Genomic DNA, 15,284 nt, shown 5'->3' with positions numbered 1-15,284 from the left:
ATTCGTGAGAGGAAATCAGGGGCCTCGCCACTAATTCGAATTCATTCCATTGCCTGATACACGGCCTCGCCAATTTGCTTCAGTGCTTCGCGATAGGTTTCGCTGAGCGGCAAAGCGCAGTTGATGCGCAGACAATTACGGTATTTGCCGGAAGCTGAGAAAATCGAGCCTGCCGCCACCTGGATTTTCATGCAGTATAGCTGCCGCGCGACGCAGACCATATCGACCTGTTCAGGCAATTCGATCCACAGTAAAAATCCGCCTTTCGGGCGCGTAATACAGATTTCGCAGGGAAAATATTCCCGTATCCAGCAGGTATAAAGCGCCAGATTGCGCTGATAAGTCTGCCGCATCCGCCGGATATGGCGATGATAGTGACCTTCCAGCACAAACGTTGCCGCCGCCATTTGCGTGGACGGCACATTAAAGCTGCTGATGGCGTATTTCATATGCATCAGTTTATCGTGATAACGCCCCGGTGCGACCCAACCCACGCGCAGGCCTGGTGCAATGCTTTTACTGAACGAGCTGCACAACAGCACTCGCCCGTCGATATCCCAGGAATGAATGGTCCGCGGGCGCGGATACTCCGTTGCCAGTTCGCCGTAGACATCATCTTCAAAAATCACAATATCATGACGCTGAGCGAGAGAGAGAACGGCCCGTTTGCGCGCGTCCGGCATAATAAATCCCAGCGGATTATTACAGTTTGGCACCAGAATGATGCCTTTAATCGGCCACTGTTCCAGCGCCAGTTCCAGCGCTTCAACGCTGATGCCTGTTTCTGGATCGGTTGGGATTTCAATCACTTTCACGCCCATGCCGCGCAGCATCTGCATTGAACCGTAATAACAGGGAGATTCGACCGCGACAATATCGCCCGGTTTACACACCGCCATTAACGCCAGCGACATCGAGTTATGGCAGCCGCTGGTGATGATGATGTCATCGGCGGTGACCACCGAGCCGCTGTCGAGCATCAGGCGGGCAATCTGCTCCCGCAACACTCGCTGACCGGCTAACAAGTCATAACCGAGAACGGTTTGCAGATTATGCTGTACCACCCGGCTTAGCTCCCGCCAGAGTGGTTTCAGGCTGGGCGTTTCGACATCCGGCGTGCTTTTGCTTAACGGAACAATGGAACTGTCGCTATGCGCCTCCAGCATATCCAGCACCTGATCCCACTGGGTAATTTCCACCGGGCGTTGCACCGGACGCGTCATCGGCGGCACTGGCGGTTGGGCTTTACGTTGTGCGACAAAATAACCCGAACGCGGCTGCGGAGTGATGAGCTTCATCGTCTCCAGCGTCTGATACGCCTGCTGCACGGTGCTGATGCTGACGCCGTGCTCCAGACTTAAGCTGCGCACCGACGGCAATTTCTCCCCGTGACGATACAGCCCTTGCTCAATCCGCTCGGCAAGTAGAGTCGCCAGATGTTGATAACGCGTCATGCTGTGTTCCTTATTTGGACCATACAGAGAGAAAAACCGGTACAGATGAGGCTAAAAAACCGGATGCAGATGCTGTTTTAACCTGTCTGTATGTTAAATAAAACTAATATTTGAATCTGTATTGTGAACTGCCAGAAGGCGGATGATGAAGCCTCTGAAAGATGAGGAGGCAGCAGATGGAATTTCACGAAAACAGAGCCAAAACGCCGTTTATTGGTTTCGTACAACTCTGGCAGGCGGTGAGGCGTTGGTGGCGGCAAATGCAGACCCGACGGGTGTTACAGCAAATGAGTGATGAACGGTTGAGGGATATTGGGTTACGCAGGGAGGATGTGGAGTGAGGGGGCAATTCGTCGCGGATAAACCGGATTTCGCTATAACCTTCACAAGGAAGTGGTTATTATTGCGTCATTATTGCTTCACGGAAAGACGTCAGAATGAAAGCTACAGAAGCTCGCCTACTCGATTTTTTAAAACGTTCGCAGCAGTTTGTTATTCCCATTTATCAACGGACTTATTCATGGACAGAACAACAATGTCGGCAACTTTGGGACGACATCATTCGTGCAGGAAAGCGTGACGATATATCAGCGCATTTTATCGGTTCGGTTGTTTATATAGAGCAGGGATTGTATCAGGTTTCTGGTATTTCTCCGTTGCTGGTCATTGATGGTCAGCAGCGGCTGACGACCGCAATGTTGCTGATTGAGGCTTTATCGCGCCATCTTGGCGAAGACGAAGTTTTTGATGGCTTTTCGGCAATGAAATTGCGTAATTATTATTTGCTCAATCCTTATGAGTCCGGCGAGAAAGGTTTTAAATTACTGCTGACCGAGACTGATAAAGACAGTTTACTGGCGTTAATAAAACAAAGACCAATGCCAGAAAACTATTCCCATCGAATAATGGAAAACTTTACTTTCTTTGATGAACAAATTGCCAAACTCGGTGATGACTTGATCCCCTTATGTCGTGGGTTAGCAAAGTTATTAATTGTCGATGTGGCGCTTAATCGTGGTCAGGATAATCCGCAACTGATTTTTGAAAGTATGAACTCCACCGGTAAGGCGTTAAGTCAGGCCGATCTGGTGCGCAATTTTATTCTGATGGGCCTCGAACCAGAGCATCAAACCCGGTTGTATGAAGATCACTGGCGTCCAATGGAAGTCGCCTTTGGTCAGCAAGGTTACAGCGAATATTTTGACAGTTTTATGCGTCATTATCTGACGGTAAAAACGGGGGAGATCCCTCGGACAGATGAAGTCTATGAGGCATTTAAACTCCATGCCCGCAGCCAGCGTGTTGCTGAAAAAGGCGTAGATCGGCTGGTTGAAGATATTCATATCTACGCGGAGTATTACTGTGCAATGGCATTGGGAAAAGAAAGTGACAAATCGCTTGCTACGGCTTTTCAGGATTTGCGCGAGTTAAAGGTCGATGTGGCGTATCCTTTCTTACTGGCGCTTTATCATGACTATAAAAATGGCGTTTTGTCTCACGAAGATTTCCTGAGCATAATTCGTTTAATTGAATCTTATGTTTTCCGCCGTGCAGTTTGTGCAATTCCGACAAATTCTTTGAACAAGACATTTGCCACTTTTTATAAAGTTATTAATAAAGAAAATTATCTGGAAAGTATTCAGGTACATTTTTTGAATCTACCTTCATATCGTCGTTTCCCCAACGATGATGAATTTAAACGGGAATTAAAAGTTCGCGATCTCTATAACTTCCGTAGTCGCAGCTACTGGTTACGACGACTGGAAAACGATAAACGCAGAGAGCGCGTGGAAGAGTTTACGATTGAACATATTATGCCGCAGAACGAAAATCTGTCGGCTAAATGGCGTGAAGAGCTGGGAAGCGACTGGCAGCGTGTGCATAAAGAACTGTTACATACGTTGGGGAATCTCACTTTAACGCGCTATAACTCCCGCTACAGTGACAGACCTTTCGCGGAAAAACGCGATATTGACGACGGCTTTAAACATAGCCCGCTCTATTTGAATATCGGTCTTGGACAGTGCGAAAAATGGGATGAAGCCGCCATTCGCGCCCGTGCCGATCGTCTGGCGGAGCTTGCGGTTCAGGTCTGGCAAGCGCCTTCTCTTCCTGAAGAGGTTTTAGCTGTTTATCGGGGGCAGCCGGAGAACAAAACCAGTTACAGCCTGAGTGATTATCCTTTTCTTGCTGATGGTTTGCATAGCCGGGTGTTATTCGATCATCTTCGCGATGAAGTTATGCGCCTGGACGCAGGGATCACGCAGGAAGTTTTAAAACTGTATATTGCGTTTAAAGCGGAAACGAATTTTGTTGATGTTGTGCCGCAAAAAAGCCGACTGCGATTGTCGCTTAATATGCAGTTTCATGAATTGGTCGTTCCGAAAGGTATTGCCACGGATGTGACAAATGTTGGGCGCTGGGGTAATGGTGATGTGGAAATTGGTTTCAGTGACCTCGCACAACTTCCTTACATTATGGGATTAATTCGTCAGGCATTTGAAAAACAGATGGAGAGCGCGTTGGTCTAACGCGGCGAATAATACCCGGTAGCACTGGCGCTACCGGGTCAATGTATCAGGCGACTTTCCGTTTACCTGTAATCACCCCAATAAAATCCTGCACCTGCTTTTGTTTACGCGCCGACAGTTTGCACACCTGGCGCAGTGACTGCATCAGTTCGCTCTCTTCGGCGGCGGGTGGTTGGGCGGTGAGGACAATACAGCCTTCCATCACTTTGACATCTACCGCCGTACCGGTGGTAAAACCGGCGGCTTCCAGCCACTGACCTTTCAGGGTGATGGCGGGAATACGGCTGTAATCCGGGTAGCGACTCGCATAACTCACGGTTAATTGACGGTTATTTGCCGGGGAGACTTCTGCTTCGAACGGTTGTGCAATAGAATGCGTGTCAGTCATGATTACTATTCTCGTGAAATAGGGATTGTGATTAGCGGTGCGGGTGTGTTGGCGCACATCCGCACCGCGCTAAATACCTGGATATATCATCAGTAAATACAGGGAAAGTCCAGCTAAAAATTAATGAAAATAAGATGAAAATTAGCGTGAAATATAATTTTTGGTGATGTGAATAAAGCGGCTATTTAGCCGCTTTATTGGTTTTTTGAGGGCGAGGAAATTAGTTTATCGCCGCGTCAGTCAGTGCGTCTGCAAGGTGCAGTTGGGTTTGTTGGGCGGATTTTATTTTTTTCAGCATTGCTTTACTTATATCTTCAATTTTTTTTATATTATCAATAATTTTTGCTGCTTCCATACTGGGTGCTAGCGGAATTAAGGTGTTAGATAATCTATTTAATGCCATTTTTTGTACACCTACCTGCAGTGTCTTATCTGTGAACTGATTTTGACAAAAATTACTTCTAAGACATTGGTATAAATATTCTTTTGATAATTTATCATGTGGTGTAAGACGAGCTGCATTTTCTGTTAAATTCATGCCATCAAGCTCTGGAGGAATAAGCCCACATTTCCCAATCGTAGCCCCAACAATTGTCATATATATATCTTCTTTCTTTATTATATAGTTTGATATTTTTTCATGCATATTGCTATCAATATATCTGAGATCAGAAAGATCAATGGTTCCATCTTTCATGTCAGAGACTCTGATATATATGTGAGGAGTTGCAGTCGTCAGTAATTTATATCCATTAGCAACTCTTTTACCTCCTCTGATGGTAACAATATCTCCCAAACGACACCACTCCCACCCATCCGGCAGTTCAAAAGGTTTTTCCTCATCGCTAATTGGCGGCAACGGTTTTTGTTTTTTTATTTTCCCTTCTTTCACCAGTTGAGCTTTTTCCTGCGCAATTCGTTTGAGCAGTTCAGAGGCTGGTTCGTCATTCGGATCCTGCGGCACAAGTTTACCCATTACGGCCAGTTGCAGAATGGTCTGTTTTAACGCATCCACGCTGGCTTCGGTGGTAAATAGGGTGTCGAAATGCTCGCTAATACGTGCCCAGTTTTCAGCCAGTTCCTCGGCGTTTTGGCTGTCTGTAAGTGTTCCCAACAGGGTTTCAACCAGTTGCTGATGTGCGTCCAGACTGGTCAGGGATTGTTGTTCCAGTTGGTCGCAGAGGGACATGAGTTTATCAACACGTGAAACAATTCGCAGTTGCTCCTGGATAGGAGCTAATTCGATGACAGCCTGCTGAGCTTTTTCTGTACCAAGCCTTGGTAAGTTCATTCCATGTGTAGAGCTATTTGCATAAGTAATGAAATTTGGTGCTTTCAGCAATAGACGTAAGAACTCTGGGTAAATATTACCATAGCTTGTTATTGGGATAATTTCAGTAGTACATACACCCGGTTCATTAGCAACGATCACTTTATCTAGGTACGGACGTAATTTTCCATAAAGTACATCACCTTGTGAGAATCGATTCTTAGAGCTTTTAAATGGTCTTTCTGCAAAAGTTACCTTATTGAGAAGCTTTGATGTGACTTTCTCTATATCCTCTAATTCAAGGATCCATGTTTCAGGTGTTACGTCTTCAGGTTCTGCTTTATCACAAAAACCATAGTTTGAAATAAATCCTAACCTCGTCCACTCCCATCCCTCCGGCAATTCAAACGGCTTCTCTTCCTCGCTAATTTCCGGCAGCGGTTTTTGCTTTTTAATTTTACCTTGCTTCACCAGCTCCGCTTTTTCCGCCGCAATACGCTTCAGCAGCTCCGACGCCGGTTCATCGTTCGGGTCCTGCGGCACCAGTTTACCGCGCACAGCCAGTTCCAGAATCAGCTCACGCAATTTCTTAATGCCATACAAATCAATTTTACCGGAACTGCCGCGCCCGGCGGTGGAACGGGTTTGCAACGCCGAGGTCCAGGTTTCCATATGATCAACGATCAGCTTTTCCACACTCATCAGTTAACCTCCTTGCCAGACAGTGCTGCGCCGAGAATATCGCGCAGTTGATTACGCAGCGTCTGGATCTCCGCCTGTTGCTTTGCATACTGCGCTAACAATTCATCTGGATCATGGCTGACGGTTTCCGCCTGATGTGGGTTTTTAATATCCAGATTGAAGTTACGCGCAATCACGTCATCAATGCTGACTTTCCATGCCTGCTCATTCTCGACGCGGCTGGCAAAACCATCGGCCTCGTTACCCCACCAGTCGATCTCCGCCTGAAACTCTTCAAACTTCATCGGCTTGGTTTTGCTGTAGTTTTTCACGCCCGACGGATACGGATGCTCATAGAACCAAATCTCTTTGGTTGGCTGACCTTTGGTAAAGAACAACAGGTTGGTTTTAATGCCGGTATAGGGGTTAAACACACCATTCGGTAAGCGCACGATGGTATGCAGGTTGCACTCTTCGGTAAGTAGCTTTTTGATTTTGGTTTTAACGCCTTCGCCAAATAGTGTGCCATCCGGCAATACCACCGCCGCACGACCGTTTTTCGCCAGTACTTCCACAATCAGTTGCAGGAACAGATCCGCCGTTTCGCGGGTTTGCATCTCTGCCGGAAAGTTCTTCTCAATACCGTCTTCTTCCGTGCCACCAAATGGCGGGTTGGTAACAATGACATCCAGTTGCTCATCCCAGGAGGAAAGCGGTTTATTCAGGGTGTTGTCGTGACGAATTTGTACCGGTACTTCAATGCCGTGCAGCAGCATATTGGTGGTCGCCAGCAGGTGCGGAAGCTGTTTTTTCTCAACACCGTGGATCTGTTGTTGCAGCGTCTGATGATCGGCGACGCTCTTCACGTATTTGTTCTTTACATGATCAAATGCGCAGGCAAGAAAACCGCCCGTACCGCAGGCCGGGTCCATAATGGATTCGCCGAGTTTCGGATCGACGCGATCCACCATAAAGCGAGTGACGGCGCGTGGAGTATAGAATTCGCCCGCATTGCCCGCAGATTGCAGATCTTTAAGGATCTGTTCGTAAATATCACCAAACAGATGGCGTTCGCTGGCGCTGGTAAAGTCAATTTCGTTCAGCTTGTTGATCACCTGACGCAGTAGCGTACCGTTTTTCATATAGTTATAGGCATCGCTGAACGCCTGCTTTACCACGTAGCCGCGTGGGTTTTTATCGATAGGCGCAGTGAGGTTTTTCAACGCCGGGAACAGATCATCATTAACGAATTCCAGCAGGGAATCACCGGTAATGCCCTGCGCGTTGGCGGCCCAACTGCGCCACAAATAACGCTGTGGGATCGGATATTGATAGTTATCCTGCTCCAGTTCCAGCGCCTCTTCCTGGGCATCGAAGATTTTCAAAAACAGCAGCCAGGAGAGCTGACCGAGACGCTGCGCATCGCCGTCCACACCGGCATCTTTGCGCATAATATCTTGTAATGATTTGATTACTGAACTGATAGACATGTTGTATTCCATGAAAAACAAGGCCTTCTGCAACATGATGGTTGCAGAAGGCGCAAAAGAGAGTTGTTAAGCAGAGCGGGGCGGTAATTGGTAGATTTCGTTTTCCAGCTCGCTGAGCGCCTGATTATACCCGTTACGGTCGCCAAATCCGGTTTTAATAATCTCCGGTAAGGTGCCCATGCTGTCGAATGGCTTAAGTTTCAGCACCTGAATACTTTCGATCTCCTGGACGCCCGCATCGGCGTATTTATCCAGCAGATTATCGAGCACGGCTTGCGCTGCCTCAGAGTATTTTGTGAAGTAGTTCCGCTTGCGCACGTTCTCGGCGCGCTCTTTGCGGGTTAACGGCGGCTGACCATACACTACGTGGCAAAGCATGTCGAACGGGTCGAGATCTTTACCGACTTCTTCTGCCAGCACTTCCCAGATGATCCCCTGTTGCTCCAGCTCGTGAATGATCGCTTCTTTGCGATCGGCGTCCTGCCACTTGCGGGTAAAGTCATCCAGCGAGGCATATTCTTTGAGCAGTGTTTTGCGGGTGTAATCTTTAAAGGATTCGGTAACCAGTTTACCGTCGGCGTCGTAATACTGAACACGCTGGGCAATAACGCCCACCGCGACACCGTTGACGTGAAACTTGCGGATTTTCTTCTCGTCTTCTTCCGGAAGTGGGCCGACATCATCGGTATCGGTAACCTGGTATGGTGGCGCAGGCGGTTCATCAACGCCTGTTACCTGCTCTTCGTCGTGTTCGCTGATTTCTTCGAGTTTCTCTTCAAAATCAGATTCTGGATCGGCGATATCCTCTGGTGTGGTATCCATGACTTTTTCGGGAATGCCATCGAAACGCTCATCGGCAAACAGTTCGGTGGCTTTTTTAAAGTCGAGGATGGTAAACCAGAGTTTGCCGTAACGTTCGTCGATGCGTGTACCACGACCGATAATCTGCTTGAATTTGGTCATCGACTGGATGTTCTGGTCCAGTACTACCAGTTTGCAGGTTTTAGCATCCACACCGGTGGTCATCAGCTCTGAAGTGGTCGCGATAACCGGGTACGGTTTTTTCGGGTTGATGAAGTTATCCAACTGAGCTTTGCCAATTTCATCATCGCCGGTAATTTTCATGACGTATTTGTCGTTCTTTTTCACCTGCTCCGGGTTGAGATTAACCAGGGCGCGGCGCATACGTTCTGCATGATCTATGTCGTTACAGAAGACGATGGTTTTATCCATCGGATTGGTGCGCTTGAGGTAGTCGGTAATGGTTCTGGCAACCAGTTCTGTGCGTTCGTCGATTACCATCGTGCGATCGAAATCTTTCTGGTTATAGATACGATCGTCGATCACTTCGCCGTTTAAGTCAGTTTGCCCTTTGGTTGGGCGCCAGCCTTGCAGATCAACATCAATATCAACACGGACAACTTTATAAGGGGCGAGGAAGCCGTCTTCGATCCCTTCTTTTAGCGAGTAGACGTAAACCGGATCGCCGAAGTAATCCGTGCTGGAGACTTCATGCGTCTCTTTTGGCGTGGCGGTTAAGCCAACTTGGGTGGCGGAACTGAAATAATCAAGGATCTCTCGCCAGGCGCTGTCTTCGGATGCGCTGCCGCGGTGGCATTCGTCGATCACGATCAGATCGAAGAAATCTGGTGCGACTTGTTTAAACGCTTTTTGGTCTTCCTCCGGGCCAGTTATAGCCTGATAGAGCGCGAGGTGAATTTCATAAGCGGGATCAATGGTGCGTCCGCTGACTTTGGTCATTGCCGTACCAAATGGCTGGAAATCATTATTTTTGGTTTGGTCGACCAGAATGTTGCGATCGGCAAGGAACAAAATGCGTTTTTTATTTTTTGATTTCCACAGGCGCCAGATGATCTGGAATGCGGTATAGGTTTTCCCTGTTCCGGTCGCCATGACCAGCAGAACGCGGTTTTGCCCGTTGGAGACGGCTTCAATGGTTTTGTTGATTGCCTGAAGCTGGTAATAACGTGGCGATTTACCGCTGCCATCGTCGTAATAGTCCTGAGTAATCACCGGAAGCTGAGCTTGTGTGTATCCTTTCCAGAGGCAGAATTTTTGCCAGAGTTCAGCGGGGGAGGGGAAGTCATCCAGTGTTATTTGCTTTTCAAGGCATTCACCTTCAGCTGCGGTGGTATCGCGGAAGATAAAGCCATCACCGTTGGTGGCAAAAACAAAAGGAACGTCCAGCAGGCGCGCATATTCAATGCCCTGTTGCATCCCTTTGCCAATTTCATGTTTGTTGGCTTTTGCTTCAATCACGGCTAAGGGAATGCCTGGTTTGTGATACAGCACGATGTCAGCAGATTTTACCGTTCTGCGTGCCGCAACTTTACCACGTACGATGACTTTACCGTCCCGGAGTTTGACCTCCTGTCTGATTTGCGTTGTGTTGTCCCAGCCTGCATTGAGAATGGCTGGCATAACGCATTTGGTAATGATGTCTGCTTCCGTCAGGTTACTTAGGTTCAGTTCCGCCATGGGGTGTTCTCATCTAAATGCGATGCGCAAATTCTACACAGAAAAATAGATGAATTCATCTGTTCAAAGAGTATTATCAGCGTTAAGTCACTGTTTTAAAGGTATTCTTGAGTTTCATCAATAGCTGGATAAGGATTCATATGGAGAATGTTCGGTTCTTGCAAGGAGTGAAACAATATTTTTGTACTAAGGCATTAGATGTCATTCTGCTAATTTATCTACTCCTTGGTTTTATACTTCTCCCTTATAAATATCTGTGGAAAGATATTATTTTATCTCTGTACTTTGTTGGTATTCTTCTTTATGCATTAGTGGAAGAAAATCGCATTACAGAATATATGGGGTATTTTGTTAAGTTCAGCAATAAAAGCAGGTTGAATAGTTGTGCTGCCTGGTGTTCACTTATTGCATGGTTTATATTTTTGTTTTTTGTGCTTTCAATTAATATTTTTCCAGTCAGTGCCTCTGTATATATTTTTAGTGCTTTTTCAGTATTTGTTTTTCTGGGAGGTATTTTTATTATATTAGAGTTAGAGTTTAAAGAAAATAAAAAATTAATGATTATTAGGTCTATGACTATAGCTGTCATGCCAATTATATATTTATTCACAAGTAGTTATGCTTCCAGTTTATTTTTAAGTTTGAGTAATCTAAACATTACGCTAACTCCATGGGTTGAGTATTTCTGGAAAGGGATGGTTTTTATGTTGCTTTTCTTCATGTTAATGCAACTTATTATCTATTTTGCTTTTTTAACTCTGGGGACTAAATTAAGTGTGTATAGGTTGTTTATACTTGCCGGAGCATTTGTAGTATCTACTTTTTTAGTGACTTTTGCTTCAAAAAATGTAGAAGGTATTTCGTACTACGTTTTAAAAAGCACCATTGATTTTGAATGGCGCAGTCAGGTTAAATGTGGAGAATTGAATATTTCACATCCGAATGAAAGGTATTTCGGTTTTAATACTGATAAATATACTGTATTTTATTCCAATAGAGAGGGTAAATGGGGTTTTGATGAGTTGAAATGTAAGAAAGGTTCTGACAGGAGAGATGCATATTCCATTGAGAATGTCTCAGAATATAACGTGCCTGGATGGCTGAAATAAGATATCTTTATAAATTATATAGTAAAGGTTCTGGTCATAAATGAGCATGGTTAAACATAAACGGGGCACACTCTACACACTTGATGTGCAGCAAGAAGCTGAACTCATGGCTTTGGTTAATAAATCCGATGAAGACATTGATTACAGCGACATTCCTGCTTCTGGTAGCGAAGCATGGTCTGACGCCAAACGCGGCAATTTTTTGCCCAATCCAGGTATTCACGCGCAATAAAACATAGCGGAGGGGAGCACGTCGTTCTGTTTCCCCTCACCGCTAAATAGGGCATTGAACTGCTTTACACTCAACCTTTCACGATTACTTCCTCAACCCCGCAAACGCCGCCCTTATCTCATCCTCCGGCAGCTGAATCCCGATAAACACCATCGTGCTATGCGGTTTTTCATCGCCCCACGGGCGGTCCCAGTCGGCGCTGTAGAGGCGTTGGACGCCCTGGAACAGCAGGCGGTTAGGTTCGCCGTCAATCCACAGCATCCCTTTGTAACGCAGCAGTTTATCCGCCGACTCCAGCAGCAGGTTTTCCATCACCCGGGAAACTTCGCTGATATCTACCGGGTAATCCAGTTCCACCACAATCGACGTAATATCGTTTTGTTTATCCGCGATAAAGTGGAAACGTGGTTTGGTGCTGACAACGTTTTCTTCCAGCATAAAACCGTTGGTGTTGAACAGCAGGCCCAGGTCGATGTCTCCGTGGGTGACGGTGTAGACCGGTGCGCGGGCGTTGATGCGCGCCAGGCGTTCACGCAGTTTTTCTGCTTCGCCCGCGACGTCGGTTTTCGTCAGCAGAATACGGTCGGCGTAGCCAACCTGTGACTGGGCGATGGTGAACTGGTTCATCTGCTCATCGGCATGTACCGCATCCACCAGCGCAATCACGCCATCCAGCAGGTAGCGCTGGCATAAAATCTCATGGGAGAAAAAGGTCTGAATAATCGGGCCGGGATCGGCCATGCCGGTGCATTCAATAACCAGACGGTCGAACTGAATATTGCCCTTGTCGAGATTGTCCAGCAGGTCGAGTAGCGCGTCCTCCAGCTCGTTGGAGCGCGAACAACAGATGCAGCCGTTGGTCAGCGTTTTGATCTGCGTGGCGCGGTCGCCAATCAATTGATCATCAACGGAGACTTCGCCGAATTCGTTTTCAATCACGGCAATCTTGTAGCCGTGTTGTTCGTTAAGAATATGGCGCAGCAGGGTGGTTTTTCCTGCGCCTAAAAAACCGGTGAGTAGGGTAACTGCAATCGGGTTCATGCTCTCTCCATTAACAACAGCGCATACCGCCTTTACCATCGCCGCCGTAGCGCGCGTTCTGGCGTTCGCGGAAGAATTCTTCATAGCTCATGTACGGCTTGTCGGGATGGTTGGTCTTCATATGCTCGACGTAGTTGTCGTAGTCTGGAATGCCAATCAACATCTTCGCCGCCTGGCCGAGATATTTTTTTGCCTGTCCTAAGTTACCAAACATTTTGCCTTCCAGATATGCGTAAAGCCCGGAAGGTCCGGGCTGGGGATTTGCCGGATGCGGCGTAAACGCCTTATCCGGCCTACGATAGACACTTTGTAGGCCGGATACGCGCAGCGCATCCGGCAACCGATTAGTGGTGCGAAGAGATCTTCACGCCGCCTTCCGGGATTGGAACGTACGGAGTTTCTTTGTCAGTACGTTTGTCGCTGTTACGCACCTTCAGCCAGGTTTTGAAACCGTAGAAGATGATGCTGTACACCACAATCAGGAACAGAATACTCAGGCCTGCGTTGGTGTAGTTGTTCACAACGATGTGGTTCATGTTGGCAATCTGCTGCGCCGTCAGGTCAGTACCGTTAGCAATCTTCTCTTTGTACTGGCTTGCCATGTAGAAGAAGCCTTCCATCTGCGGGTTGGTGCTGAACAGTTTCAGGCCCAGCGCCCAGGTGGTGCAGATAAGCAGCCATACAGCCGGAACAACAGTTACCCAGATGTATTGGGTGCGCTTCATCTTAATCAGCACAACGGTGCCCAGTACCAGCGCTACGGCTGCCAGCATCTGGTTGGAGATACCGAACAGTGGCCACAGGCTCTTAACGCCGCCCAGCGGATCGACCACGCCCTGATACAGCAGGTAGCCCCACAGACCCACACAGCCCGCAGTACCGATGATACCGGCAACCAGAGAGTCGGTTTTTTTCAGGAACGGGATGAAGTTACCCAGCAGGTCTTGCAGCATAAAGCGGCCAGAACGGGTACCCGCATCCAGCGCGGTCAGGATGAACAGGGCTTCGAACAGAATACCGAAGTGATACCAGAAGCCCATGTCAGCCATCGGCAGCACTTTGTGGAACACGTGAGCGATACCTACCGCCAGCGTCGGCGCACCACCTGCACGGTTCAGGACAGAAGGCTCACCAATGTCTTTCGCGGTTTGCAGGATCTGCTCTGGCGAAATCACGAAGCCCCAGGAGCTGACAGTCGCTGCCGCGTGTGCGGTAACGTCTTTCAGCTGCGCCATGATGATCGGCGCGTTCTCGCCACCCATTTCATGCAGGTTAGGCATGGTGATGCCAAGGCCCGCAGGCGGTGTGTTCATCGCGAAGTAAAGACCCGGTTCGATGATGGACGCAGCAACCAGCGCCATAATCGCCACGAAGGACTCCATCAGCATTGCGCCATAGCCAATGAAACGCGCGTCGGTTTCATTAGCCAGCAGTTTCGGCGTCGTACCGGAAGAGATCAGCGCGTGGAAGCCAGATACCGCACCACAGGCGATGGTGATGAACAGGAACGGGAACAGAGCGCCTTTCCACAGCGGGCCAGTACCGTCAATATACTGGGTCATCGCAGGCATTTTCAGTTCCGGGTTCAGCACCACGATACCCAGCGCCAGGCCGACGATAACGCCGATTTTCAGGAAGGTTGCCAGATAGTCGCGCGGTGCGAGGATCAGCCACACCGGCAGCAGTGCGGAAACAAACGCATAGCCAATCAGCGCGAAGGTAATGGTGGTGTCTTTAAAGGTCAGTGCCGGACCCCAGTACGGATCGTGAGCAATCACGCCACCGAAGTAGATAGAGGCAACCAGCAGCACGATACCAATGACAGAGACTTCACCCACACGCCCCGGACGAATAAAGCGCATGTAGATACCCATAAACAGCGCAATTGGTACGGTTGAGCAAACGGTGAAGACACCCCACGGACTTTCGGCCAGGGCTTTAACCACAATCAGCGCCAGGACGGCAAGGATGATGATCATGATTAAGAAACAGCCAAACAGCGCGATAGTTCCCGGTACTGGCCCCATCTCTTCTTTGATCATCTCACCGAGAGATGCGCCGTTACGGCGAGAGGAGATAAACAGCACCATAAAGTCCTGTACCGCACCGGCCAGCACTACCCCCGCCAGCAGCCACAGCGTGCCAGGCAGGTAGCCCATCTGCGCGGCGAGAACCGGACCAACCAGCGGACCAGCACCGGCGATAGCGGCGAAGTGGTGACCAAACAACACGTAACGGTTGGTCGGAACGTAGTTCAGACCGTCGTTGTTAATAACCGCAGGCGTCGCGCGCGTGGGGTCGAGTTTCATCACCTTCTGGGCGATGTACAGACTGTAGTAGCGATACGCCACCAGATACACCGACACAGAGGCGACCACGATCCACAGGGCGCTGACGTGCTCCCCCCGACGTAATGCAACTACCGCGAGGCAGAATGCACCGATGATTCCGAGAATCACCCAGGGTATGTGCTTGAATAGTTTTTTCGTATCCATAGTAAAACCTGGCATTTTACTCGTCGTCTTTTGGCTTACAGGCGCGGCAGCTGCGTTCGTTCACCTCTGTCACTTACTGTTGTAAGCTCCCGGG

The 15,284-nt window shown here is 48.4% G+C and carries 11 protein-coding genes and 2 pseudogenes; 5 read left to right on the top strand and 8 right to left on the bottom strand.

Annotation, left to right across the window (positions count from 1 at the left end; translation table 11 throughout):
- Window positions 1-41 precede the first annotated feature (41 nt).
- Window positions 42-1,454, bottom strand: coding sequence for a PLP-dependent aminotransferase family protein (locus FEK43_RS05335; RefSeq protein WP_135408808.1), 1,413 nt, complete (start codon window positions 1,452-1,454; stop codon window positions 42-44).
- A 142-nt stretch (window positions 1,455-1,596) separates the two neighbouring features.
- On the opposite strand from FEK43_RS05335, the gene FEK43_RS05330 reads away from it, so the two are divergent.
- From FEK43_RS05330 to FEK43_RS22985, 3 genes and pseudogenes are all read left to right on the top strand, one after another.
- Window positions 1,597-1,749, top strand: coding sequence for a cytoplasmic protein (locus FEK43_RS05330; RefSeq protein WP_232379226.1), 153 nt, complete (start codon window positions 1,597-1,599; stop codon window positions 1,747-1,749).
- 142 nt (window positions 1,750-1,891) lie between these two features.
- Window positions 1,892-2,774 (top strand): annotated as a pseudogene (locus FEK43_RS22990) (DUF262 domain-containing protein).
- A gap of 47 nt (window positions 2,775-2,821) precedes the next feature.
- Complete coding sequence (locus FEK43_RS22985; RefSeq protein ID WP_135408811.1) at window positions 2,822-3,985, top strand: DUF1524 domain-containing protein; 1,164 nt, start codon at window positions 2,822-2,824, stop codon at window positions 3,983-3,985.
- Window positions 3,986-4,031: 46 nt separating this feature from the next.
- Here FEK43_RS22985 and symE read toward each other — a convergent pair whose 3' ends face one another.
- From symE to FEK43_RS05300, 4 genes are all read right to left on the bottom strand, one after another.
- Window positions 4,032-4,373 (bottom strand): endoribonuclease SymE, encoded by a 342-nt coding sequence (gene symE, locus FEK43_RS05315; RefSeq protein WP_135408813.1) that lies wholly within the window; start codon window positions 4,371-4,373, stop codon window positions 4,032-4,034.
- Between the two features lie 220 nt (window positions 4,374-4,593).
- The gene (locus FEK43_RS05310; RefSeq protein ID WP_138158453.1) at window positions 4,594-6,345 is read right to left on the bottom strand and encodes a restriction endonuclease subunit S; all 1,752 of its coding nucleotides are present in this window, start codon (window positions 6,343-6,345) and stop codon (window positions 4,594-4,596) included.
- Window positions 6,345-7,814 (bottom strand): type I restriction-modification system subunit M, encoded by a 1,470-nt coding sequence (locus FEK43_RS05305; RefSeq protein ID WP_135408816.1) that lies wholly within the window; start codon window positions 7,812-7,814, stop codon window positions 6,345-6,347. The genes FEK43_RS05310 and FEK43_RS05305 overlap by 1 nt, the downstream gene beginning before the upstream one ends.
- Window positions 7,815-7,880: 66 nt before the next feature.
- Window positions 7,881-10,313 carry a DEAD/DEAH box helicase family protein gene (locus FEK43_RS05300; RefSeq protein ID WP_135408819.1) on the bottom strand — a complete coding sequence of 811 codons (2,433 nt, stop codon included), beginning with the start codon at window positions 10,311-10,313 and terminating at the stop codon, window positions 7,881-7,883.
- 140 nt (window positions 10,314-10,453) lie between these two features.
- On the opposite strand from FEK43_RS05300, the gene FEK43_RS05295 reads away from it, so the two are divergent.
- Window positions 10,454-11,422, top strand: coding sequence for a hypothetical protein (locus tag FEK43_RS05295; RefSeq protein WP_135408821.1), 969 nt, complete (start codon window positions 10,454-10,456; stop codon window positions 11,420-11,422).
- A 40-nt stretch (window positions 11,423-11,462) separates the two neighbouring features.
- A pseudogene (locus FEK43_RS05290) lies at window positions 11,463-11,624 on the top strand (antitoxin); the annotation flags it as partial.
- A gap of 114 nt (window positions 11,625-11,738) precedes the next feature.
- On the opposite strand, the gene yjiA reads toward FEK43_RS05290, so the two are convergent.
- From yjiA to btsT, 3 genes are all read right to left on the bottom strand, one after another.
- Window positions 11,739-12,695, bottom strand: coding sequence for a GTPase (gene yjiA, locus FEK43_RS05285; RefSeq protein ID WP_135408825.1), 957 nt, complete (start codon window positions 12,693-12,695; stop codon window positions 11,739-11,741).
- 10 nt (window positions 12,696-12,705) lie between these two features.
- Window positions 12,706-12,909 (bottom strand): YbdD/YjiX family protein, encoded by a 204-nt coding sequence (locus tag FEK43_RS05280; protein WP_000467859.1) that lies wholly within the window; start codon window positions 12,907-12,909, stop codon window positions 12,706-12,708.
- A 130-nt stretch (window positions 12,910-13,039) separates the two neighbouring features.
- The gene (gene btsT / locus FEK43_RS05275; protein ID WP_001309197.1) at window positions 13,040-15,190 is read right to left on the bottom strand and encodes a pyruvate/proton symporter BtsT; all 2,151 of its coding nucleotides are present in this window, start codon (window positions 15,188-15,190) and stop codon (window positions 13,040-13,042) included.
- Window positions 15,191-15,284 lie beyond the last annotated feature (94 nt).

It is taken from the genome of Escherichia sp. E2562, from assembly GCF_005781075.1.
Classification (GTDB): Bacteria; Pseudomonadota; Gammaproteobacteria; order Enterobacterales; family Enterobacteriaceae; genus Escherichia.
Note: the sequence above shows the minus strand (reverse complement) of the source record. Positions and strands in the feature narration are given on the sequence as shown.

Bases quoted from the DNA above. Each gene is read 5' to 3' on its own strand.
- FEK43_RS05305 (WP_135408816.1), bottom strand. From the start codon at position 7,814: ATGTCTATCAGTTCAGTAATCAAATCATTACAAGATATTATGCGCAAA.
- FEK43_RS05335 (WP_135408808.1), bottom strand. From the start codon at position 1,454: ATGACGCGTTATCAACATCTGGCGACTCTACTTGCCGAGCGGATTGAG.
- FEK43_RS05295 (WP_135408821.1), top strand. From the start codon at position 10,454: ATGGAGAATGTTCGGTTCTTGCAAGGAGTGAAACAATATTTTTGTACT.
- FEK43_RS22985 (WP_135408811.1), top strand. From the start codon at position 2,822: ATGGCATTGGGAAAAGAAAGTGACAAATCGCTTGCTACGGCTTTTCAG.
- FEK43_RS05330 (WP_232379226.1), top strand. From the start codon at position 1,597: ATGATGAAGCCTCTGAAAGATGAGGAGGCAGCAGATGGAATTTCACGA.
- yjiA (WP_135408825.1), bottom strand. From the start codon at position 12,695: ATGAACCCGATTGCAGTTACCCTACTCACCGGTTTTTTAGGCGCAGGA.
- FEK43_RS05300 (WP_135408819.1), bottom strand. From the start codon at position 10,313: ATGGCGGAACTGAACCTAAGTAACCTGACGGAAGCAGACATCATTACC.
- btsT (WP_001309197.1), bottom strand. From the start codon at position 15,190: ATGGATACGAAAAAACTATTCAAGCACATACCCTGGGTGATTCTCGGA.
- FEK43_RS05280 (WP_000467859.1), bottom strand. From the start codon at position 12,909: ATGTTTGGTAACTTAGGACAGGCAAAAAAATATCTCGGCCAGGCGGCG.
- symE (WP_135408813.1), bottom strand. From the start codon at position 4,373: ATGACTGACACGCATTCTATTGCACAACCGTTCGAAGCAGAAGTCTCC.
- FEK43_RS05310 (WP_138158453.1), bottom strand. From the start codon at position 6,345: ATGAGTGTGGAAAAGCTGATCGTTGATCATATGGAAACCTGGACCTCG.